Genomic DNA, 20,439 nt, shown 5'->3' with positions numbered 1-20,439 from the left:
CGGAAGACGCCCGGCCTTTGCACCGCGGCGCGTTTGGGCTAGTGTCCCGGCCATGACCAGCGACACCGTCATCTATCATATGTGCCGGGCCGAGGAATGGGCGGCGGCCGAGCGCTCCGGAAGCTATCCAGGCTCGTCCCAGGATGCTGCCGACGGCTTCATCCATTTCTCCACCGCCGCCCAGATCGTCGAGAGCGCCGCCAAGCACAGGAAGGGGCAGGCCGGCTTGGTCCTGCTGACGGTGCGCGCCGACCGGCTGGGACCCGCCCTGAAATGGGAGCCGTCACGCGGCGGGCAACTCTTCCCCCATCTCTACGGCGCCCTGCCGGTCGAGGCGGTCGTCGCGGTCGATCCCCTGCCGCTGGGTCCAGATGGTCGGCACCGCTTCCCGCAGGCCCTCGCCGACGATCCCCGGAGTATTGACGGAAATTGATCGACCTCTTTCCCGTCGCGGGGCCACTGCTCCGCCGTCTCGATCCGGAAACGGCCCACGGCCTCACCGTCTCTGCTCTGAAGACCGGCTTGGTGCCGGCCAACCGCGCCGCCGCCGATCCGGCCCTGGCCTGCCGCCTGTGGGGGCTGGACTTCGCCAATCCGGTCGGCCTCGCCGCCGGGTTCGACAAGAACGCGGAGGTCCCGGACGCCATGCTGGCCCAGGGCTTCGGCTTCGTCGAGGTGGGCAGCGTGACGCCCCGCCCGCAGCCGGGCAATCCGCGTCCGCGCGTGTTCCGCCTGCCGGAGCAGCGGGCGTTGATCAACCGCTACGGTTTCAACAATGACGGGCTGGACATCGTCGCCGCCCGACTGGAGGCCCGGTCGGGCCGGCCGGGGCTGGTCGGTGCCAATGTCGGCAAGAACAAGGAGACGGCGGACGCCGCGGCCGACTACGCGATCGGCATACGCCGGCTGGCCCGGCTCGCGGATTACCTGGTGGTCAACGTCTCGTCGCCCAACACGCCCGGCCTGCGCACGCTCCAGGGCCGCGGACCGCTGGCCGAACTGCTCGACCGCTCGCTGGCCGCGCGCGCCGAGACGGCCGCCGCCGGCAAGGCGCCGCCGCTGCTGCTGAAGATCGCGCCGGACCTGACCGACGAGGACAAGGGCGATATCGCGGAAGTGGCGCTGGCCAGCGGCATCGACGGGTTGATCGTCTCCAACACGACGGTCTCCCGCCCTCCCGGACTGCCGCCGGCGGTCGCGGCCGAGACCGGCGGGCTGAGCGGGGCTCCCCTGAAGGCGGCGTCCACCGCCGTGCTGGCGGACATGTACCGCCTGACCGGAGGCAGGCTTCCGCTGGTCGGATGCGGCGGCATCGAGTCCGGCCGCGACGCCTATGCCAAGGTCCGCGCCGGCGCCTCGCTGGTCCAGCTCTATACCGCCCTGGTCTACCGGGGGCCGCGTCTCGTGAGCGAGATCAACCGCGACCTTGCTGCCCTTTTGCGCGCCGACGGGTTCTCTTCCCTGAAGGACGCCGTCGGGGCCGACCACCGGCGGGCTTCACCCGTTTCTCCCGCAGCTTGAAGGGCGACATGCATTCCGAAGAAACTCCCGCGGCGGTCCCGCTCCATCCCGGGATCGCCGCGCTGGCAAACCGCTATGACGGCTACATCCTCGATCTCTGGGGAGTCCTGCACAACGGTGTCGAAGCCTATCCGGGCGTGATCGACTGCCTGGACCGGCTGAGGGCCCGGGGCAAGCGCGTCTGCCTGCTGTCCAACGCGCCGCGCCGCTGCGCCGGCGTCGCGGAGAAGCTGGCCGGCATGGGCATCACGCCGGACCATTACGACCACCTGATGACCTCCGGCGAGGCCACGCACGACGCCTTGGCCGATCCGCCGGACGAGTGGCACGCGGGCCTTGGTCGCCGCTGCCTCCATATCGGGCCGCCGCGCGACGGGGACGTGTTCGAAGGGCTCCGTATCGAGATGGTCGACGATCCGGCGCGGGCGGATTTCGTCGTCAATACCGGCATCGACAGCTTCGACGAGACGATCGCCGACTACGAGGCGATCCTGAAATCCTGCGCCGACCACTCGCTCCCGATGGTCTGCGCCAATCCGGACCTGGTCGTGGTGGTCGGCACGAAGATGGCGATCTGCGCCGGCATGCTGGCCCAGCGCTACGAGGAACTGGGCGGCTCGGTGCGCTATCACGGCAAGCCGCACGCCCCGGTTTACCGGCGCTGCTTCGACCTGCTCGGCATCCAGGACCGGACGAGGATCGTCGCGGTCGGCGACAGCTTCCGGACCGACGTGGCGGGGGCCAACGCCGCCGGGATCGACGCCCTCCTGGTGACCAGCGGCATCCACCTGGAGGAGCTGGCGACCGCCTGGGGCGAGCACCCCGACCCGGCCAGGCTGGCCGCCGCGGCAGCCGCGAGCGGTCATACTCCTCGGGGCGCCATTCCTCGGTTCCACTGGTAACCAAACGCGGGGCGTCGAATTGAATTGCAGGCCGGCCTCAGCCCGCAGGGCGGAGCCGGCCTGGGGCGCCGATCCCGGCGATCAGTTGCCGTCGCTTGCCGCCGGGCGCCGCGGGCCGACGACGTCGAGCGCCGAGTTTACCAGGGCGCCGCACCGGAGTCCTTCGTCAGGGGAGGGGTCAGCGTTCACGTCGAAATCCGACTCCTCCGCCATGCCGGCGAAGCGCAGGCTCTGGAAGGCCGAGGCATCCCGGAAATAGCAGATCAGGAAAACCCGGATCGCGGCCGTGAGATTGGTGTCGGCCCGCTTCTCGTCGATCATCGAGATGATCTCGTTGATGGACCGCTCCTCGCGCCGGCAAATGTCGGTAAGCGAGGTCCACATCACCTGCTCCATCCGAATGCTGGTCCGGCGTCCTGAGACCGTCACGTTACGGCAAATCAATGCCGTGTCCATATTCGTCGCTTGCATCGACACCACCACCACTCTGTTAGCCAAATATGCATTGGGCGAAAGCTGATATGGCTTTGGTACTATGCAGACGATCGTATGACAACGCAGAAAGTTATATGGAGAAGCAAATTACCCAAAAATGACACAGAGGGGGTAATTCGGGCGGTCAGGGCTCGATGATCGGAGCGGCGAAGGAGTCGGGCGGATTGGGGTGGATGAAGCCATCGGCGGGGTACACCTTTCCGTAGCTTCCCGTCGGCCGGTACATGACCCGTACCGCCGTCCAGTCGTTGCCGGGGGAGACGTCCCGGACCAGGTCCCGCGAGATCCGGCCCTTGGCACCGCCGCGCGGCGCCCAGTTGGCGTGCTCCACCACGATCGTGCGCGAATCCAGCACATGTCTTACCAGGGCCACGTGGCCGAACGGCATCGCCTTGGTCCGCCGGAAGACCATCACGGCGTCACGGTGGGGATGCTGTCCCGTTTCGTATCGCCCCTTGGCGTGGGGCCACCACATCCAGGCATTGCCCGAGAGTTCGATCGCGCCCGCTTGCCTGACGAACTGGACGCAGTTCACGTAACCGGCCAAGGCCGGTCCGGACAGCGACAGGGCCGTCAGAGAGAATAGAACCGCGGCAACTCCCGACGTCGTCAACCGGAGAAAAGGCATCGTCCGCTCCCTGGCCTGTTTTCTCCTTCTACAGCGGCGGCCGTTCCGCCAGCAAGCAAAGATGTTGTATCGATAGCACATGTTGTAAAAATAAAATGCCTCGAAAGGGGTAGCTGACGGACTTCGGCCCATGATAAATACAAACAAGTCGGTCTATTAAAGGTGAAGCGTAAGTATTAGACGAAGCGCCTTTGCCGTTCTGGATGCCTTTCCTCGTCCGGTCTACTCGGAACGCCCTGTTTGTCTGTCATTCCTGAGCTTGCCTGCGGCAAATTGTCTGCCGGTGCCGTTCGATGATCGGGGTGTGCGATTCCATGTTGGCAAAGCATCGGAACGGCATTTATAAAAGCTACATCAGTTTGCTGCGGTGCAACAAGAATGAAACTATTGGAGTTCCAACAGATGTCCCAGAACAATTTCGACTTCGGCAAGCTGTTCAATGGCCAAATTCCGAATGTCGACGTCAAGGCGCTGATCGATGCGCAGAACCGCAATTTCGAAGCCATGGTCAAGGTCGGCAGGATTTTCGCCGATACGGCCCAGTCCCTGATCAAGCGTCAGGTCGAGATCGCCGAGGCCAACCTGAAGGATTCCGCGGAGAGCGCCAAGGCCGTCCTGGCGGTCAAGGATCTGCCGGCCACCCTGAACATGCAGGCGGAACTGGCGAAGACCACGGCCGACAAGGTCAGCGCGCAGGTCCGCGAACTGTCGGAGATCGCCGCCAAGGGCGGCCGGGAAGCCTATTCGGTCATCAGCTCCCGTACCCAGGAAAGCGTCGCCGAACTGAAGGCGCTGACGGTCTCCAAGGCCGCCTGAGATCGCGGGCGCGGCGGCGGGACCGCTGCCGCGCCGGATCAACGCCATCGGGTCGTCCAGGCCGCGCCGGCACCGCCGCGGCCTTGTTCGATTCCAGCGTGCCCCGATTCCAGCGTGCCCTGTCGGCGTCGGGGCGGGTGGGAACCTTTGGTCGGTCGTTGCGTTGATGCCGCGCCCGTGCCCTTCGGGTGCCGGCAAAGGTGACGACGATGACCGTCCTGAACGTAAAGCACGTGACCGTATACCGCTACTCGGCGCCGGTGAGCTTCGGGGAGCACCGCCTGATGTTCAGGCCGCGCGACAGTCACGACATGCGGCTGCTCGAAACCAGGATGATGATCAGCCCACCGCCGACCGACATCCGCTGGATGCACGACGTTTTCGGCAACTCGATCGCCATCGCCTCCTTCGACCAGACCGCGACCGAACTGCGGTTCGAGAGCTTCATCCGGCTTGACCATTTCGGCCTTTCCAATCCCGACTTCCCGATCGAGGACTACGCGAAGACCTATCCTTTCTCCTACTCGGCCGCGGAGATCCCGGATCTCGGGCGCACGACGGAGCGGCATTTCCCCGATCCGGACCATCTGGTCGACGAATGGGCCAAGCAGTTCATCCGGACCGACGGCCCGACGGAGACCCAGGAGATGCTGGTCGCCATGACCGGCACCATCAAGGAAAGCTTCACCTATAAGGCGCGGGTCGCCGTCGGGACCCAGAGCCCGGCGGAGACCCTGGAGTCGCGGTCCGGCACCTGCCGCGACTTCGCCCTCCTGATGATGGAGGCGGCCCGCACGCTGGGCTTCGCCGCCCGCTTCGTTTCCGGATATCTCTACGACCCGGCGGTCGACGGCGATCCCGAGAGCCGCGTCGGCGGCGGGGCCACCCATGCCTGGGTCCAGATCTACCTGCCGGGTGCCGGATGGGTCGAGTTCGACCCGACCAACGGCATCGTGGGCGGCGCCGGCCTTATCCGCGTCGCCGTCACCCGCGACCCCGCCCAGGCGGTTCCCCTGACCGGCGACTGGTTCGGCGAGGCGGAGGACTTCCTGGGCATGGAGGTCGAGGTGACGGTCACCTCCGAGTAGCCCGTCGGCCGATCATCAGGCCGGGAAGAACCGTCGGCCACGAAATCTTTTGCGGGCAGTGAAACCGGACCGTCAAAAATCCGTCATGCACCTCCGCTATATTGCGGGGTGTCATTCCCTGAAATTTCGAGGCAAGACGACATGTCTGCATGTGCGCCCGTGCCGCGCAGCTACCGCTTGCCAGGACCGAACAGGGCGACGCCCGCGGAAGGCGGCTTCAGGGCCGGGGATCTTGTCATCCCGCTGCCGTCGATCGATCCGCTGGTGCATTGCACGCGGGTCTACGACACCTTCGCCGACCATCCGGAATGGCCGGGGCTGGCCGTGGTGAATCGCGGCGCGGTGGTCGGAATGATCGCCCGGCCGGACCTGTACGCGACCTTCGCCAAGCCGCTGCTGCGCGACCTGTACGAGCGCCGGCCGATTTCCCTCCTCATGGACCGCCTGCCGCTGGTCGTCGACGCCGACCTCAGCCTGGACGAGGTCAGCCAGCGTATCGCCCACGACAAGCCCGGGGCGCTGGTCAGCGGCTTCATCATCACGGAGGGGGGCGAGTATCGCGGGATCGCGACGGCGCTGGCTCTGATGGGCAGGTCGGTCGAGCAGGCGCGGGCCAAGAACCGCGAGCTGGACGAGGCCCGCAAGGCGGCCGAGGCGGCCAACTCCGCCAAGAGCAGCTTCCTGGCGAACATGAGCCATGAGTTGCGCACGCCGCTGAACGCGGTGATCGGGTTCGCCGAGCTGATCGAGTCGGAGGTGTTCGGGCCGCTGGGCAACGAGCGCTATGCGGAATACGCGGCGGATATCCGTGTCAGCGGCCACCATCTGCTCGACCTGATCAACGATCTGCTCGACCTGTCCAAAGCCGAGGCGAACCGGCTGGAACTGAGCGAGGGCAGGGTCGATGTCCGGTCCATCGTGGGGTCCAGCGTCAGGATCGTCGCCGAGCTGGCGCAGCGCGGCGGCGTCACCCTCCGGGCGGAAGTCCCGGCGCCGCTGCCGCCGCTGTGGGGAGACGAGCGCAAGCTGCGCCAGATGGTCCTGAACCTGGTCTCCAATGCGGTCAAGTTCACGCCGGCCGGCGGCGGCGTGACGGTTTCCGCGGTCCTGACCGAGGAGGGCGGGCTGGCCGTCGCCGTCTCGGATACCGGGATCGGGATGAGTCCCGACGAGCAGGTCAGGGCTATGGAGCCGTTCAGCCAGATCGACAACGCCATGAACCGCCGCCAGAAGGGCACGGGGCTGGGACTTCCCCTGACCCGGCGGCTGGTCGAGCTGCATGGCGGCCGGCTGCGCATCGACAGCGTCTCCGGCCATGGCACCACGGTCACCCTCTACTTCCCCGCCGAACGCCTGGAAACGCGCGTGGTCAGTCCGGTAGAGGCGTGAGCAGGGTCCGGAACTCCGCCACCACCGCCTCGTAGATCGGCCGCTTGAAGGGGACGATCAGGTCGGCGAGGCGGTCCGGTTCGACCCACTGCCAGGCGTCGAACTCCGGATGGTCGGTGGCGAGGTCGATGTCGCCGTCGGTTCCGGTGAAGCGGGCCAGGATCCATTTCTGCTCCTGCCCGCGGTACTTGCCCTTCCAGACCTTGCCGATCAGGTGGGGCGGCAGGTCGTAGCGCAGCCAGCCCGCCGTCTCGGCGACGACCTCGGCGGCTCCGGTGCCGATCTCCTCGACCAGCTCGCGGAGAGCGGCCTCGCGCGGGGTTTCGCCGGGATCGATGCCGCCCTGGGGCATCTGCCAAGCGTCGGGGGTGTCGAGCCGCCGGCCGACGAAGACCTTGCCGCCTGCATTGACCAGCATGATGCCGACGCAGGGGCGGTAGGGCAGCTTGTCCGCTTTGCTCATGGGGTGGGTGTCTTCCTGCCGGACGGTTTACCGGTCGGCCTGCTTGTTGACGAGTGCCGTGATGGGGGCCAGCACGATGCCTTTCCCCTCCAGCGTCTTGATCCATTCGCCGAGCTGGTCCAGCGTGACCGGGTAGGGCTGGGCGATGCCCACTGCGGCGCCGTCCAGCCGCGCCGCTTCCTCCAGCAGGCGCAGGCGGGCCTCTATCGCGGACCGGGAGGGAACCTCGTCGACCAGCGTGTCGGCGATGGCCCGGGGCAGGCCGATCCGGGTCGCCTCCCGCGCGGCGATGCTGCGGGCACCGGCGCGGGCGTCCAGGAACATCAGGCCGCGCCGGTTGACCTCCGCCAGCATCGGGCGGACGCTGTCGGGGGCGCCCGTGAAGCGGGTGCCCGACAGGGACAGGACGCCGACATAGCCGGATACCCGCCCGAGCGATCCCAGCAGCCTCTGCTGGTTGCGGTCGCCGTCGAGCGAGACCAGCAGGGCGCCGGGGCCGGGATCGTTGCGCGGGAAATCCGCCGGTTCGGCCGGCAGGTCCAGCATCACCTCGTGTCCCAGCCGGCGCGCCTGGTCCACCCAGGTGCCGAGCTGCCCGGCGGTGCTGGAGAAGGCCAGGGTGACGGCGCCCGGCAGCCCCTCGATCGCCCGCAGCGTCGCGTTGGACGAGATCCCCAGCGGACCGACCACCAGGGCGATGCGCGGGCGCTTGTCGTCGTGGAAGAAGGGCCGGGCATAGGTTTGCCACGGCGTCCTGCCGTCCGACGCGATCCGGGGCAGCGGACCGCGCGGCGAGTCCTCGATCAGTCCGGCCGCCGGCGCCGGCACCATCGGGACCGGGTCGTAGGGCGAGTTGACGGAGGCCGGCGCCGCCTTGGCCGGCTCGGCCTGGATCACGCCGCCGCTGTCCGGCGCCAGGACGGGAACGACGATGCGGGGTACCGCCGCCTCCAGTTCCCGCTCGGTCTCCTCGGCCCCGTCCACCAGCCAGGCCGCCGTCCCGCCGGCCAGCAGGACGGGAAGAAGGATCGCGACGACCGCCGCGATCCGGCGGCCGTTGCGCGACTTCGCCGTCGCCTTCGCCGCCAATGCTGCCGTCCGGATGCGCCGGGTGACCAGGTTGCGCTCGACGCCGGTGTCGATCTCGGTCGACAGCGTCCGTTCGCCGTCGACCACCGGTCCGGCCGCCTTCCGCCGCCGCGGCTTCAGCTTGGCAAAGGCCTGGGCCACGGCGCGGCGGATGGCGGCGATGTCGATGGCGACCTTGACCTTGGCTTTGGCCTTGGGAGCCTTGTCCTTGGACGGAGCCTGTTTGGCGGCGGTTGCCATCGGGGGTGCGCGGGCCTCAGTTGACGGCGCGGGTGTTGAACAGCGAAACGCCGCGGATCAGGTCGAGCGCCCGGGCGAGCTGGTAGTCGAACTGGTCGTTGGCCCCGGCGGCCGCCGCCGCGTCGCCGTTCTCGCCCTGCTGCGTCCCCTGGGGCGCCCCCTGCGCGCCGGGACCGGGTGCCGGCGTGGCGGGAGCCGGGGTGCCGGGGGCCGGGGTGGGCGGAGCCGCCTGGGGAGCGGGCTGCCCCTGCTGGCCGCCGGTCACGGTGTCGTTCCGCAGCGCGCCGCGCAGGTCGGACTCCCGGCGGCGCAGCCCCTGCTGGATCTCTTCGACCCGCGCGGGCTGGACCTCGATGTCCGGGCTGATGCCGAGCGCCTGGATGGAGCGGCCCGACGGCGTGTAGTAGCGCGCGGTGGTCAGGCGCATGGCGCCGTGGCCGGGCAGGGGGATGATGGTCTGGACCGAGCCCTTGCCGAAGGACTGGGTGCCCAGCACGATCGCCCGGCGGTGGTCCTGGAGCGCGCCGGCGACGATCTCCGACGCCGATGCCGAGCCGCCGTTGATCAGGACCACGATGGGCTTGCCCTTGGCGAGGTCGCCCGCCTTGGAATTGTAGCGCTGCCCGTCCTCCGGCTTGCGGCCCCGGGTCGAGACGATCTCGCCCTTGTCCAGGAAGCTGTCGGACACCGAGATCGCCTGGTCGAGCAGCCCGCCCGGGTTATTCCGCAGGTCGATCACGTAGCCGGTCAGCTTGTTGCCCAGGTCCTTCTCCAGGCGTTCGACCGCCCGCTCCAGGCCCATCTGGGTCTGCTCGTTGAAGGTGGTGATGCGGATATAGCCGACATCCCCCTCCTCGCGGTAGCGGACGGACTGGATCTTGATGGTGTCGCGGGTGATGCTGACGTCGAACGGCTCGGAGCCCTCGCCCCGCCGGATCGTCACCTTGATGTCGCTGCCGACGGGCCCGCGCATCTTCTCGACCGCGTCGGCCAGGCTCATGCCGGAGATCGCCTCGCCGTCCAGGTGCGTGATCAGGTCGCCCGGCTGGAGACCGGCGCGGAAGGCCGGCGTCTCGTCGATCGGCGAGACGACCTTGATCAGGCCGTTCTCCATGGTGACCTCGATGCCGAGCCCGCCGAACTCGCCCCGGGTCTGCACCTGCATGTCCTGGAAGCTCTTGCGGTTCAGGTAGCTGGAATGCGGGTCCAGCGAGGTCAGCATGCCGTTGATGGCCGTCTCGATCAGTTGCTCGTCGGTGACCGGCTCCACATACTCGGACCGGACGCGCTCGAACACGTCGCCGAAGAGGTTGAGCTGCCTGTATGTTTCCGAGGTGTTGGTCTCGGCGATCGCACAAGCCGGCGCCAGGAATAATATGCCCGCCAGGGCGGCAGCACTGATCGTTTTCATCATCTAACCTTGTCCTTTCCCATCGGAAGCGGGGAGGCCGCGCTGCGGGTTGATGGGTTGGCCGTTCCGTCGCAGCTCGAAATAGAGATCGGGATCGCCGTCCGCCGGGCTACCCATCACGCCCAAGGGTTCGCCCGCCAGCACGCGCTGGCCGACCTTGGTGTCGATACGGCCCAGTCCTGCGATAAGACTATGGTATCCATTCGGATGTTCAACGATCAAGATGAGGCCGTAGCCCCGGAACGGCCCGGCGAACATGATCGATCCGGACGACGGTGCCACCACCTGGGCGCCCGGCCGGGCCGAGACCGTCAGCCCGCGGCTGGTCACGCCGAACTTGTCCGCCTCGCCGTAGCGGGTGGTGATCTGGCCCGCCACCGGCAGGCGCGATGCCCCGTCCCCTGGCCCGCCGTCCGGACGATCGGGCGGGGTCGGCGGCGTGATCGAGGCGGCGATCTCGCGCTCCCGCTCCGCGGCGGCGGCCGCCGCGCGGGCGGCCTGCTCGCGCTCCGCCTTCTCCCGTTCGGCCTTGGCCCGGGCGAGCGCCTCGGCCTTGCGGCGCTGCTCCTCGCGCCGGCGCTGCTCGGCCTCGCGCTCCAGCCGCTCGATCAGGCCGCGCAGATCCTGCGCCTCGTTGCCCAGCCGGGCCATCCGGTCCGCGACCTGCCGGCGTTCCGCCTCGGTCTGCTGCTGAAGCTCCTGCCGGCGCTCGACCAGCTTGGCGATTTCGTCCTGGCGGGCCGCCAGCGCCGTGCGGGCGTCCTGCGCCTGGGCGCGGCGGGCCGCCAGGTCGGCGCGCAGGTCGGCCAGCCTTTGCAGGGACAGGGCCAGCGCCTCCGCCCGTTCGCGCAGGATCGGCACGGCGGAGCGCAGCAGCAGCGCGCTGCGGAGCGTGTCGACCGGCGATTCCGGGCGGGCGATCATGGCTTCGGGCGGGATCCGCGACAGCCGCTGCAACCCGCCGAGCAGTTCGGCGATGCTGGCCTTGTCGGCGTCGAGCTTGCCGGCCTGGGCTGTCTCCTCCGCCTCCAGGGCGCGGAGCGTCTCCTCCAGCCCGGTCAGCTCGGTTTCCAGCAGGGCGGCTTCGTCGGCGGTCTGGACCAGCCGGGTGCGGAGGCCTTCCAGCTCCCGCTCCAGCGCCTCGCCCGAGCGGGCGAGCGCCGCGTCCCGCTGCCGGCCCGCCTCGATCTGTCGTTCGATCTCGGTCAGCGCGCGCTGGGACGCGCGGGGGTCGGCCTGCGCCCAGGCAGGTTGCCCGGAAGGCCCGCCGAAACCGCCCGCGGCGCCGAGGAGGGCAGCCGCCGCCAATGCCGCCCTCCGCATGCGTCTACTCCACCGCGCGATCTGTCGCGCGGCCCGCCGAGTCCCGGCGGATCAGCGACCGTCCGGTCATCTCGGCCGGCTGCGGCAGCTTCATCAGGTCGAGCATGGTGGGCGCGATGTCGGCCAGCTTGCCGTCGGCCAGCCCCGCCGCGTCGGCCGGCCCGTTGACCAGCATCAGCGGCACCAGGTTGAGCGTATGGGCGGTGTGCGGGCCGCCGGTGACCGGGTCGCGCATCATCTCGCAGTTGCCGTGGTCGGCGGTGACCAGCAGGGCTCCGCCCTGCGCCGCGACGGCGTCGACCAGGCGGCCCAGGCACGCGTCCACCGCCTCGACGGCCTTGACCGCGGCTTCCAGGATGCCGGAATGGCCGACCATGTCGGGGTTGGCGAAGTTGATCACCAGCATGTCGAACTTGCCGGTCCCGACCGCCTCGACCGCCTTGTCCGCCAGCTCGGGCGCCGACATCTCGGGCTGGAGGTCGTATGTGGCGACCTTGGGGGAGGGCACCATGATGCGCTCCTCGCCCGGATAGACCTTCTCTTCCCCGCCGTTGAAGAAGAAGGTCACGTGCGGGTACTTCTCGGTCTCGGCCATGCGAAGCTGGGTCAGCCCGGCGTCGGACACGACCTTGCCCAGGACGTTGGTCAGCTCCTTCGGCGGGAAGATCGCGCTCAGATATTGGTTCAGCTCGGCCGAATATTCGACCATGCCGGCGGCGGCGGCGAACCGGATCGGGTTGCGCCGGTCGAAGCCCTTGAAGGCGGGGTCCAGCAGGGCGGTCAGGATCTCCCGCGCGCGGTCGGCGCGGAAATTGACCATCAGGACGCCGTCGCCGTCCTTCATGCCGGTATAGCCGTCGATCACCGTGGGCAGGACGAACTCGTCGCCGGTGTCCGCCGCGTAGGCGGCGTCGATGGCGTTCAGCGGGTCCGGCGCCTCCAGGCCCTGGGCGGCGACCATCGCGTTGTAGGCCCGCTCCACGCGTTCCCAGCGCTTGTCGCGGTCCATGGCGTAGTAGCGGCCGTCGATGGTGCCGAAGCGGATGCCGGGCACGCCCTCGATCGACTTCAGGAACTCGCCGACCTGTTCGCGGGCGCTGCGCGGCGGCACGTCGCGGCCGTCCAGGAAGCCGTGGATCACGACCGGCACGCCGGCGGCGCTGAGCGCCTTGCAAAGGGCGGTGAAATGGGACTGGTGGCTGTGGACGCCGCCGGGGGACAGCAGGCCCATCAGGTGGCAGGAGCCGCCCGAGGCCTTCAGCGCGTCGATCAGGCCGTTCAGCGCGGGGTTATGCTCCAGCTCGCCCTCGGCGATCGCCTTGTCGATCATCGGCAGGTCCTGGAACACGACCCGCCCGGCGCCGAGATTCATGTGGCCGACCTCGGAGTTGCCGATCTGGCCCCTGGGCAATCCGACATCCTCCTCCGACGCGTGGAGGAAGGCGCGGGGACAGGACTGCCAAAGCCGGTCGAACACGGGGGTATGGGCCTGCGCCACGGCGTTGTCCGCCGGATCCTCGCGATAGCCCCAGCCATCGAGAACGCAAAGGACGACGGGGCGGGGGCGTTTGGTATCGGTCATGGCGGACATAGCACTATCCCAGTTTGGTAAAGGATCCGTTTCGGCAGCCGTGGAACAGGCCGGACCCAACGGACAGTTTATGCACGATGATAAGGGTGTCCCGCCAGAATCTGTTGCGCCCTGTACAATTGCTCCGCCAGCATGGCGCGCACCATCAGGTGGGGCCAGGTCATGGGACCCAGCGCCAGCATCAGGTCCGCCCGCTTCGCCACCGCCTCGCCATGGCCGTCCGCCCCGCCGATCAGGAAGGCGACGTCGCCGACTCCCGTGTCCCGCCAGCCGCCCAGCTTCTCGGCGAAGCGCTCGCTCGACAGGGCCGCACCGCGCTCATCCAGCGCCACGATCATGGCAGCATTGGGGACGGCCGACAGCAGCAGGTCGGCTTCCAGGCGTTTCAGCTCGTCGGGCGGCACGCGCTTCTTCGACTCGACCTCCTTGAGGACGAGCGGCCAGGTCATCCGCCGGGCGTACTCCTCGTACAGGTCGCGCGCCGCCCCGGCCCGCGCCCGCCCGACGGCGGCGAGCCAGATCTTCATGGGCCTACCTTTTCAGTGCCGAACCGTTCCGAACGGGGCCGTTCCGAACGGGGCCGTTCCGCACGGGACCGATCCGTCCAAGCCTGCCGGTCAGGCGTACAGCATGTCCTGGCGCGCCGCCGGCGGCTCGATGCCCCACATCTTCTCGATGTTGTAGAAGCTGCGGACCTCGGGCCGGAACAGGTGGACGATGACGTCGCCGGCATCGATCAGGACCCAGTCCGCCTGCGGCAGGCCCTCGATCTCGACGGCGGCGGCCCCGGCGACCTTCAGCTTCTCGCGCAGATGCTCGGCCATGGCGCCGACCTGCCGCGTCGAGCGGCCCGATGCCACGACCATGTAGTCCGCGATGGTGGTTTTGCCGGCGAGGTCGATCACGACGATGTCCTCGGCCTTGTCGTCGTCCAGCGACTTGACGACCAGATCGCTCAGCTGCCTGGGCAGGTCCATGTGGGAGAGTTCCACAGGGCGGAGCTGTTGGGAATTCGACCCGTTCTCGGGGGTCTGTTGCATGAACGTAGCTATGGCTTTCACCTCTATTGAACCGGTTGACCGCCGGAAGCCGCCGCCGCTTGCGCGCGACGCTTCCGGATTTCCGTCGCCGATGCCGGATGCAACGGGTTCTGGAAAAACACCCAGGCCGGCGGCTGCATTTCCGCGAGCCCCCGGGCCCGGGCCTGGCCGACCCGGCGACACCTGTAGCGTTGCGCGGCTTGGCCGTGCAACGCACTTAAAGAATATGGAGGACGACTGAAGACTGCAACGGGTGTCCCGTTAAAGATTCGCGTCCAGTTCTGCCAGCGCGGGATTTGCGTCAGGTTGTCGGCCCCCATCAGCCAGACGAACCGGGTCCGCGGGAAGTACCGGTGCAGCCCGGCCAGGGTCTCCGCCGTGAAGCGGGTTTCCAGCGCGCACTCCACGTCGGTGACGATGATCCGCGGGTGCCGGGCGACCAGCCGTCCGCCGGCCAGCCGCTCTTCCAGCGACGCCATGCCGCGGGTCGATTTCAGCGGGTTCTGCGGGCTGACCAGCCACCAGACATAGTCCAGGTCGAGCAGCTTGAGCGCCAGCAGGCTGATGTGGCGGTGGCCTTCGTGGGCCGGGTTGAACGACCCGCCGAGCAGGCCGACCCGCCGGCCGGCCCAGGTCCGGCCACCGTAGAGTGTCACCCTCGTCACGCCGGGCCCGGGCTCCCCTCGGCCGGAATGCCGGTCATGCTCCCGATCATGGGCGGATCTGCCCGGTGCCGCGGACCTGGTACTTGTAGCTGGTCAGCTGCTCGGCGCCGACGGGGCCGCGGGCATGGAGCTTGCCGGTGGAGATGCCGATCTCCGCCCCCATGCCGAACTCCCCGCCGTCGGCGAACTGGGTCGAGGCGTTCAGCAGCACGATGGCGCTGTCCACCTGGTTCAGGAACTTCTCGGCCGCCGTCGCGTCCTCGGTCACGATGCTGTCGGTATGGTGCGAGCCGTGGCGGTTGACGTGCTCGATCGCGGCCTCGACGCCGTCCACCACCCGGACCGAGATGATCGCGTCCAGATATTCCGTGTCCCAGTCGGCGGATGTTGCCGGGACGGCGCGTCCGTCGATCCTCCGGGTCGCCTCGTCGCCGCGAACTTCGCAGCCGGCCGCGATCAGGGCGTCCAGGACGGCGGGCAGGACGGTTTCGGAAACGGAACGGTCCACCAGCAGCGTCTCGGCGGCACCGCAGACGGAGGTGCGGCGCATCTTGGCGTTCAGCACGATGTCGCGCGCCTTCGCCGGATCGGCCGCGGCGTCCACATAGACGTGGCAGATGCCGTCGAGATGCTTGATCACGGGGATCCGGCTCTCCGCCGCGACCCGCTCGATAAGGGACTTGCCGCCGCGCGGGATGATCACGTCGATGTCGTCCACCATGGTCAGCATGATGCCGACGGCGGCCCTGTCGGTGGTCGGCACCAGCTGGATCGCGTCCTCGGGCAGGCCGGCGGCGTGCAGGCCGTCGCGCATGCAGGCGATGATGGCGCGGGAAGATTCGAAGCTGTCGGAGCCGCCGCGCAGGATGCAGGCGTTGCCCGACTTCAGGCACAGCCCGCCGGCGTCGGCGGTGACGTTGGGGCGGCTCTCGTAGACGATGCCGATGACTCCCAGCGGCACCCGGACGCGGGCGATCCTCAGCCCGTTGGGCCGGTCCCACTCCGCCATGGCGGTGCCGATCGGGTCGGGCAGGGCGGCCACGTCCTCCAGGCCCTTGGCGATGCCCTCCACCCGCGCCCCGTCCAGCTTCAGCCGGTCGATCAGGGCGGACGCCATGCCGCGCGCGCCGGCATTGGCGACGTCGCGGGCGTTGGCCTCCAGGATCGCGGCGGACCGTTCCCGGATCGCGGCGGCCGCCGCGCGCAGCGCCGCGTCCTTCCGCTCGGTCGGGGCCTGGGCAAGCACCGCCGCCGCGGCGCGCGCGGCGCGCCCCAACTGCTGCATTTCCCCCTGCAAGGGATCGACGGTGTGCTTGACGGCGGTCACGGCGGCTTACTCCCGGTCTCGGTTCGTTGGGGGCGGGACTTTAGGTGATTTTCCGGTCCCGGAGAAGGGCTGTCCAGTCGATCTCGTCCAGTCGCCCGACGATCCGGTCCACCGTGTCGAATTCGAGCGTCCGGTGCTGCGGCCAGGCGATGGTGACCATGCCGGCCGCCTTGGCGGCGCGGGCGCCGATCGGGCTGTCCTCCACCGCGACGCAGGCGTCCGGCGGCAAGCCCAGCCGCTCGGCTGCGCGCAGGTACGGTTCCGGGTCGGGCTTGCCCCGGGTCACGTCGTCGCGCGACAGGGCGAAGCCCAGCGCCTCGGGCATGGCGATGACGGCCATGTTCGCCTCGACGACGCGCCGGGCGCTGTTCGACACGCAGGCCTGGGCGATGCCCGCGCCCGCGAGGTCGGCGACCTTCTCCAGAGCGCCGGGGCGCGGCGGCACGTCGGCCACATGGGTGACGTAGTGGTCGGAGCAGGCGGCGGCGAATTCCGGCAGGTCCAGCGGCAGCGGCTGGACGGCGTTCAGCAGGGCGTAGACCTCCGCCATGGAGCGGCCCAGCAGGCGGTCGTAGTCGGCCTTCGCCAGGGTGTGGCCGTGGCTCTCGCAGACCGCGACGAAGGACTTGAAGTGATGGGGCTCGCTGTCCAGCAACGTGCCGTCGATGTCCCAGAGGACGGCTCTTATCATCGGGTGTTCCGGATTATCGGGCGGAGTGCGTGTCAGGAAAGGACCTGTCAGGAGAGTACCAGGTCGTCGCGGTGGATCATCTCGGTACGGCCCTGGTAGCCCAGGATGTCGGCGGTGTCCTGGCTGTGGTGGCCCATGATCAGGCGGGCGTCGTCGGCCGCGTAGGCGGTCAGGCCCCGGGCCAGCTCGCGCCCGTCCGAGGCGCGGACCACCACGGCGTCGCCGCGCTGGAAGTCGCCGTCGACCGAGACCACCCCGGCCGGCAGCAGGCTGCTGCCGCGGGCGAGCGCGGCGGCGGCGCCGGCATCGACCACCAGCGTGCCGCGGGCGTTGAGGTGCCCGGCGATCCAGCGCTTGCGGGCGGTCCTGGGTTCGGCCCCGGGCAGGAACCAGGTGCAGGGGGCGCCGCCCCCGGCGGCGGGCGCGTCGAGGGCCGACAGCGCGTTCATCCGCTTGCCCTTGGCGATCACCATGCGGCAGCCCGCCGCCAGCGCGATCCGGGCGGCGGCGATTTTGGTGACCATCCCGCCGGAGCTGTATCCCGGCGGCGGCTCGCCGGCCATGCCCTCGATCTCGGGCGTCAGTTCCCGGACCTCGGGGATCAGGGTGGCCGTGGGGTCGCGGCGCGGGTCGGCGGTGTAGAGCCCGTCGATGTCGGACAGCAGCACCAGCGTATCGGCGCTGACCATCTGGGCCACGCGGGCGGCCAGCCGGTCGTTGTCGCCGAACCGGATCTCCGACGTGGCGACCGTGTCGTTCTCGTTGATCACCGGCACCGCGCCCAGCTTCAGCAGGGTGTCGATGGTGCTGCGGGCGTTGAGGTGGCGGCGCCGCTCCTCGGTGTCGTCCAGGGTCAGCAGGATCTGGGCGACGGTCACCTCGTGGCGAGCCAGCGTCTCCTGGTAGGCGTGGGCCAGCCGGATCTGCCCGGTCGCCGCGGCGGCCTGCTTCTCCTCCAGCCGCAGGGGGCGGCCGATCAGGCCCAGATGCTCGCGCCCGACGGCGATGGCGCCGGACGAGACGATGATGACTTCCTGGCCGCGCGCCCTGCACGCCGCAACGTCGTCGGCCATGGCGTCCAGCCAGTCGCGCCGGACCTTGCCGGTGGTCTCGTCCACCAGCAGGGCCGAGCCGATCTTGACGATCAGCCGCCGCGCGTCGCGCAGGGTGGGGACCCGGCCGGCGGAGGTCTCTTCGGCGGTGGCGGCGGTGTTGGCGTTGGCGTTGGCGGCGGCCAGGTCAGTCGGCATGATCGTCTTCGTCGTCCAGATCATCGTCGGCGAGGTCTCGGGGGTCTTTCCCGCCCGGCTCCCGGCCGGGTTCCGACAGGGTGCGTTCGCCGTGGTGGACCGGGACCGGGTGGCGCCGTCCGGGGGCGGCCTCCTCGGCCTCCTCCTCGCGCGCGTCCTTGATCCCGCGGAGCAGTTCGAACAGGACGGGCTGAACGCCGGTACCGGTGGCGCCGGACAGCACCATGACCGGGGCGCCCGCGACCTCCTCGAGGATCGCCTTCTTCTCCGCGATCTCCTCGTCGTACAAGCTGTCGCACTTGTTGAGGCCGATGATCTCCTGCTTCTCGGCGAGGCCGTGGCCATAGGCCTCCAGCTCGCCGCGGATCACCGCGTAGGCCTCGGCCACGTCCTCCTGGGTGCCGTCGATCAGGTGGAGCAGCACGCGGGTGCGCTCCACATGGCCGAGGAAGCGGTCGCCCAGGCCGGAGCCCTCGTGGGCGCCCTCGATCAGGCCGGGAATGTCGGCCAGCACGAACTCCTCCTCGCCGACATAGACGACGCCGAGGTTGGGCTGGAGCGTGGTGAAGGGATAGTCGGCGATCTTGGGCCTGGCGCGCGACGAGGCGGCCAGGAAGGTCGACTTGCCGGCGTTGGGCAGGCCCACGAGGCCCGCGTCGGCGATCAGCTTCAGCCGCAGCCAGACCCAGCGCTCCTCACCCGGCCAGCCGGGATGACTCTGGCGCGGCGCGCGGTTGGTCGAGGACTTGTAGTGAGCGTTGCCGAACCCGCCGTCGCCGCCGCGCAGCAGCACGACGCGCTGCCCGACCTCGACCATGTCGGCCAGGACGGTCTCCTGGTCGTCGTCGAGCACCTGGGTCCCGACGGGGACGCGCAGCACGATGTCCTCGCCCTTGGCGCCCGACCGGTCGCGGCCCATCCCGTGGCCGCCGCGCGGCGCCTTGAAATGCTGCTGGTAGCGGTAGTCGATCAGGGTGTTGAGCCCCTCGACCGCCTCGATGATCACGTCGCCGCCCTTGCCGCCGTCGCCGCCGTCCGGCCCGCCGAACTCGATGAACTTCTCGCGCCGGAAGGCGACGATGCCGGGCCCGCCGTCACCGCTCTTCAGGTATACCTTGGCTTGATCGAGGAATTTCATGGCTCGGATGTCAACATATGTCAGCGGAAGACGTCATCTGCGGGAGGTGGGGAGCGCAGTCCGGCGAGGGTAGGGGGAGCCCAAACGAAAATCGGGGGGACGGCTGAACCGACCCCCCGATTATCCAGTTCCTGACCGCAGGATGCTGGGGCGCCGTTACTCGGCGGCCGCCGGCACTTCTTCGGCCTTGTTACCGTTCACCGAGACGAAGGTCCGGCCGGCGATCGACTTGCGGAAGCTGACCTGCCCCTCGACGAGGGCGAACAGGGTGTGGTCCTTGCCGACGCCCACGTTGGCGCCGGGATGGAACTGGGTGCCGCGCTGGCGCACGATGATGTTGCCGGCGATGACGCTCTCGCCGCCGTACTTCTTGACGCCAAGACGACGGCCGGCGCTGTCGCGACCGTTGCGGGAGCTACCGCCTGCCTTTTTATGTGCCATTGCTCTGAACTCCTATGGGCCAGGATCGTACCGAACAGGGATATCGAGCGCGGGTTACGCGCTGATCCCGGTGATGCGCAGCACGGTCAGGTCCTGACGGTGCCCGTTCTTGCGCCGGTAGTTCTGGCGACGCTTCTTCTTGAAGACGATGATCTTCGGACCGCGATCCTGGGCGATGACTTCGGCGGTGACCGCAGCCCCTGCGACCAGGGGGGTGCCGACCGTCGTGTTGCCGGCATCGCTGACCATCAGGACTTCGTCGAAGTTGATGGAAGCGCCAGCCTCGCCGGCCAGTTTCTCGACCTTGATCACGTCGCCGTTGGCGACTTTGTACTGCTTGCCGCCGGTGCGGATCACTGCGAACATGTTTGCCACTGCCGTATCTGAATACAAACTACGGGCACGACAAACCTCGTCCGAGATTTGAGCCCGCTGGTAAGGAGCGGCGACTATACTCATCGGCAGGGGAGAGTCAACAGGGGGATTGCGGATTCCGCGGGGGCGGATGAACTCTTGAAAGAGAGAGTATGTTATCCGTCGGCCGTGCGGCGCTCGATCGCGGGCCGGTGCGGCGATCAATGGATCGGCGATACCTGCATGGGCTTGCCGGACCGGCGGGACGTGCTCCTGACAGCCTCGCCTGATATTGCTCCGCGAGAGCAAAGATGGCCTTGCGGAGGCCGGCTCCATACGCTAGTTTCCGCGCCGCTTCGCCGCCAGACGGTGGTTGAAGCTGCTGCGTCGGACGGGTGGTCGAGTGGTTGAAGGCACCGCACTCGAAATGCGGCGTACCTGCAAGGGTACCGTGGGTTCGAATCCCACCCCGTCCGCCATTTGCGCATGACTACGTGCGAATGCGGCCCTTTCCGCGCTGTCGCGCATAAATCCGCAAGATACCGTAGATGCGGCTCCCCTGGCGGGGGCACATTGA

Annotated in this window: 22 protein-coding genes and 1 tRNA gene; 7 read left to right on the top strand and 16 right to left on the bottom strand. The window is 68.9% G+C overall.

The annotated features are described in order from the left end of the window. Positions 1-52: 52 nt before the first annotated feature. Genes JL100_RS23125 through JL100_RS23115 form a run of 3 tightly spaced genes read left to right on the top strand, consistent with a single transcriptional unit; the run spans position 53 to position 2,423 of the window. The gene (locus JL100_RS23125; RefSeq protein WP_228420855.1) at positions 53-433 is read left to right on the top strand and encodes a DUF952 domain-containing protein; all 381 of its coding nucleotides are present in this window, start codon (positions 53-55) and stop codon (positions 431-433) included. Further along, positions 430-1,521, top strand: a complete 1,092-nt coding sequence (locus JL100_RS23120; RefSeq protein WP_202681971.1) for a quinone-dependent dihydroorotate dehydrogenase — start codon at positions 430-432, stop codon at positions 1,519-1,521. The genes JL100_RS23125 and JL100_RS23120 overlap by 4 nt, the downstream gene beginning before the upstream one ends. An 8-nt stretch (positions 1,522-1,529) precedes the next feature. Next, positions 1,530-2,423 carry a TIGR01459 family HAD-type hydrolase gene (locus JL100_RS23115; RefSeq protein ID WP_202681972.1) on the top strand — a complete coding sequence of 298 codons (894 nt, stop codon included), beginning with the start codon at positions 1,530-1,532 and terminating at the stop codon, positions 2,421-2,423. Positions 2,424-2,504: 81 nt separating this feature from the next. Here the strand turns inward: JL100_RS23115 and JL100_RS23110 are convergent, their stop codons facing one another. Together JL100_RS23110 and JL100_RS23105 are read right to left on the bottom strand one after the other, a co-directional pair. Continuing rightward, positions 2,505-2,807, bottom strand: coding sequence for a ribbon-helix-helix domain-containing protein (locus JL100_RS23110; protein WP_407696894.1), 303 nt, complete (start codon positions 2,805-2,807; stop codon positions 2,505-2,507). 235 nt (positions 2,808-3,042) lie between these two features. Continuing rightward, complete coding sequence (locus tag JL100_RS23105; protein ID WP_202681974.1) at positions 3,043-3,546, bottom strand: CHAP domain-containing protein; 504 nt, start codon at positions 3,544-3,546, stop codon at positions 3,043-3,045. A gap of 402 nt (positions 3,547-3,948) precedes the next feature. On the opposite strand from JL100_RS23105, the gene JL100_RS23100 reads away from it, so the two are divergent. The 3 genes from JL100_RS23100 to JL100_RS23090 all read left to right on the top strand — a co-directional run bounded on the left by JL100_RS23100 (position 3,949) and on the right by JL100_RS23090 (position 6,839). Beyond that, complete coding sequence (locus JL100_RS23100; RefSeq protein ID WP_202681975.1) at positions 3,949-4,362, top strand: phasin family protein; 414 nt, start codon at positions 3,949-3,951, stop codon at positions 4,360-4,362. A 209-nt stretch (positions 4,363-4,571) separates the two neighbouring features. After that, a complete protein-coding gene (locus JL100_RS23095) occupies positions 4,572-5,450 on the top strand; it encodes a transglutaminase family protein (RefSeq protein WP_202681976.1) in 879 nt (292 codons plus the stop codon). Between the two features lie 141 nt (positions 5,451-5,591). Continuing rightward, positions 5,592-6,839 (top strand): sensor histidine kinase, encoded by a 1,248-nt coding sequence (locus JL100_RS23090; RefSeq protein WP_202681977.1) that lies wholly within the window; start codon positions 5,592-5,594, stop codon positions 6,837-6,839. On the opposite strand, the gene JL100_RS23085 is transcribed toward JL100_RS23090, so the two are convergent. The 14 genes from JL100_RS23085 to rplU all read right to left on the bottom strand — a co-directional run bounded on the left by JL100_RS23085 (position 6,820) and on the right by rplU (position 19,874). Then, complete coding sequence (locus JL100_RS23085) at positions 6,820-7,302, bottom strand: RNA pyrophosphohydrolase (protein ID WP_202681978.1); 483 nt, start codon at positions 7,300-7,302, stop codon at positions 6,820-6,822. The two genes, JL100_RS23090 and JL100_RS23085, sit on opposite strands and share 20 nt — an antisense overlap. 27 nt (positions 7,303-7,329) lie before the next feature. After that, the gene (locus JL100_RS23080; protein ID WP_202681979.1) at positions 7,330-8,631 is read right to left on the bottom strand and encodes a divergent polysaccharide deacetylase family protein; all 1,302 of its coding nucleotides are present in this window, start codon (positions 8,629-8,631) and stop codon (positions 7,330-7,332) included. Positions 8,632-8,647: 16 nt separating this feature from the next. After that, complete coding sequence (locus JL100_RS23075) at positions 8,648-10,045, bottom strand: S41 family peptidase (protein ID WP_202681980.1); 1,398 nt, start codon at positions 10,043-10,045, stop codon at positions 8,648-8,650. Beyond that, a complete protein-coding gene (locus JL100_RS23070; protein ID WP_202681981.1) occupies positions 10,046-11,365 on the bottom strand; it encodes a murein hydrolase activator EnvC family protein in 1,320 nt (439 codons plus the stop codon). A gap of 4 nt (positions 11,366-11,369) precedes the next feature. Further along, a complete protein-coding gene (gene gpmI / locus JL100_RS23065) occupies positions 11,370-12,947 on the bottom strand; it encodes a 2,3-bisphosphoglycerate-independent phosphoglycerate mutase (RefSeq protein WP_202681982.1) in 1,578 nt (525 codons plus the stop codon). Positions 12,948-13,024: 77 nt separating this feature from the next. Further along, a complete protein-coding gene (rlmH, locus tag JL100_RS23060) occupies positions 13,025-13,483 on the bottom strand; it encodes a 23S rRNA (pseudouridine(1915)-N(3))-methyltransferase RlmH (protein WP_202681983.1) in 459 nt (152 codons plus the stop codon). Between the two features lie 90 nt (positions 13,484-13,573). Next, positions 13,574-13,933, bottom strand: a complete 360-nt coding sequence (rsfS, locus tag JL100_RS23055; protein ID WP_228420854.1) for a ribosome silencing factor — start codon at positions 13,931-13,933, stop codon at positions 13,574-13,576. A gap of 86 nt (positions 13,934-14,019) precedes the next feature. Further along, positions 14,020-14,661: a nicotinate-nucleotide adenylyltransferase gene (locus tag JL100_RS23050; RefSeq protein WP_202681985.1), complete on the bottom strand. Its 642-nt coding sequence runs from the start codon at positions 14,659-14,661 to the stop codon at positions 14,020-14,022. 46 nt (positions 14,662-14,707) lie between these two features. After that, positions 14,708-15,946 carry a glutamate-5-semialdehyde dehydrogenase gene (locus tag JL100_RS23045; RefSeq protein WP_202682055.1) on the bottom strand — a complete coding sequence of 413 codons (1,239 nt, stop codon included), beginning with the start codon at positions 15,944-15,946 and terminating at the stop codon, positions 14,708-14,710. Between the two features lie 82 nt (positions 15,947-16,028). Then, positions 16,029-16,679: an HAD family hydrolase gene (locus tag JL100_RS23040; protein ID WP_202681986.1), complete on the bottom strand. Its 651-nt coding sequence runs from the start codon at positions 16,677-16,679 to the stop codon at positions 16,029-16,031. 47 nt (positions 16,680-16,726) lie between these two features. Then, positions 16,727-17,929 (bottom strand): glutamate 5-kinase, encoded by a 1,203-nt coding sequence (gene proB / locus JL100_RS23035; protein WP_202681987.1) that lies wholly within the window; start codon positions 17,927-17,929, stop codon positions 16,727-16,729. Next, the gene (gene obgE / locus JL100_RS23030) at positions 17,919-19,067 is read right to left on the bottom strand and encodes a GTPase ObgE (RefSeq protein ID WP_202681988.1); all 1,149 of its coding nucleotides are present in this window, start codon (positions 19,065-19,067) and stop codon (positions 17,919-17,921) included. Before obgE ends, proB begins: the two co-directional genes overlap by 11 nt. Positions 19,068-19,223: 156 nt before the next feature. Further along, complete coding sequence (gene rpmA / locus JL100_RS23025; protein WP_202681989.1) at positions 19,224-19,508, bottom strand: 50S ribosomal protein L27; 285 nt, start codon at positions 19,506-19,508, stop codon at positions 19,224-19,226. A 54-nt stretch (positions 19,509-19,562) separates the two neighbouring features. Next, on the bottom strand, positions 19,563-19,874 hold the full coding sequence (gene rplU, locus JL100_RS23020) for a 50S ribosomal protein L21 (RefSeq protein WP_201073604.1): 312 nt from the start codon (positions 19,872-19,874) through the stop codon (positions 19,563-19,565). Positions 19,875-20,251: 377 nt separating this feature from the next. Between rplU and JL100_RS23015 the strand changes: the two genes are divergently transcribed. After that, positions 20,252-20,341, top strand: a tRNA-Ser gene (locus JL100_RS23015). Positions 20,342-20,439 lie beyond the last annotated feature (98 nt).

This window comes from Skermanella mucosa (genome assembly GCF_016765655.2).
Taxonomy (GTDB): domain Bacteria; phylum Pseudomonadota; class Alphaproteobacteria; order Azospirillales; family Azospirillaceae; genus Skermanella; species Skermanella mucosa.
This window is presented reverse-complemented; position numbering and strand designations above follow the sequence as displayed.

Bases quoted from the DNA above. Each gene is read 5' to 3' on its own strand.
- rplU (WP_201073604.1), bottom strand. From the start codon at position 19,874: ATGTTCGCAGTGATCCGCACCGGCGGCAAGCAGTACAAAGTCGCCAAC.
- JL100_RS23080 (WP_202681979.1), bottom strand. From the start codon at position 8,631: ATGGCAACCGCCGCCAAACAGGCTCCGTCCAAGGACAAGGCTCCCAAG.
- JL100_RS23075 (WP_202681980.1), bottom strand. From the start codon at position 10,045: ATGATGAAAACGATCAGTGCTGCCGCCCTGGCGGGCATATTATTCCTG.
- rpmA (WP_202681989.1), bottom strand. From the start codon at position 19,508: ATGGCACATAAAAAGGCAGGCGGTAGCTCCCGCAACGGTCGCGACAGC.
- JL100_RS23070 (WP_202681981.1), bottom strand. From the start codon at position 11,365: ATGCGGAGGGCGGCATTGGCGGCGGCTGCCCTCCTCGGCGCCGCGGGC.
- JL100_RS23095 (WP_202681976.1), top strand. From the start codon at position 4,572: ATGACCGTCCTGAACGTAAAGCACGTGACCGTATACCGCTACTCGGCG.
- gpmI (WP_202681982.1), bottom strand. From the start codon at position 12,947: ATGACCGATACCAAACGCCCCCGCCCCGTCGTCCTTTGCGTTCTCGAT.
- rlmH (WP_202681983.1), bottom strand. From the start codon at position 13,483: ATGAAGATCTGGCTCGCCGCCGTCGGGCGGGCGCGGGCCGGGGCGGCG.
- JL100_RS23115 (WP_202681972.1), top strand. From the start codon at position 1,530: ATGCATTCCGAAGAAACTCCCGCGGCGGTCCCGCTCCATCCCGGGATC.
- JL100_RS23040 (WP_202681986.1), bottom strand. From the start codon at position 16,679: ATGATAAGAGCCGTCCTCTGGGACATCGACGGCACGTTGCTGGACAGC.
- JL100_RS23045 (WP_202682055.1), bottom strand. From the start codon at position 15,946: ATGCAGCAGTTGGGGCGCGCCGCGCGCGCCGCGGCGGCGGTGCTTGCC.
- JL100_RS23100 (WP_202681975.1), top strand. From the start codon at position 3,949: ATGTCCCAGAACAATTTCGACTTCGGCAAGCTGTTCAATGGCCAAATT.
- JL100_RS23125 (WP_228420855.1), top strand. From the start codon at position 53: ATGACCAGCGACACCGTCATCTATCATATGTGCCGGGCCGAGGAATGG.
- JL100_RS23105 (WP_202681974.1), bottom strand. From the start codon at position 3,546: ATGCCTTTTCTCCGGTTGACGACGTCGGGAGTTGCCGCGGTTCTATTC.
- JL100_RS23085 (WP_202681978.1), bottom strand. From the start codon at position 7,302: ATGAGCAAAGCGGACAAGCTGCCCTACCGCCCCTGCGTCGGCATCATG.
- proB (WP_202681987.1), bottom strand. From the start codon at position 17,929: ATGCCGACTGACCTGGCCGCCGCCAACGCCAACGCCAACACCGCCGCC.
- rsfS (WP_228420854.1), bottom strand. From the start codon at position 13,933: ATGGACCTGCCCAGGCAGCTGAGCGATCTGGTCGTCAAGTCGCTGGAC.
- JL100_RS23090 (WP_202681977.1), top strand. From the start codon at position 5,592: ATGTCTGCATGTGCGCCCGTGCCGCGCAGCTACCGCTTGCCAGGACCG.
- obgE (WP_202681988.1), bottom strand. From the start codon at position 19,067: ATGAAATTCCTCGATCAAGCCAAGGTATACCTGAAGAGCGGTGACGGC.
- JL100_RS23110 (WP_407696894.1), bottom strand. From the start codon at position 2,807: ATGTGGACCTCGCTTACCGACATTTGCCGGCGCGAGGAGCGGTCCATC.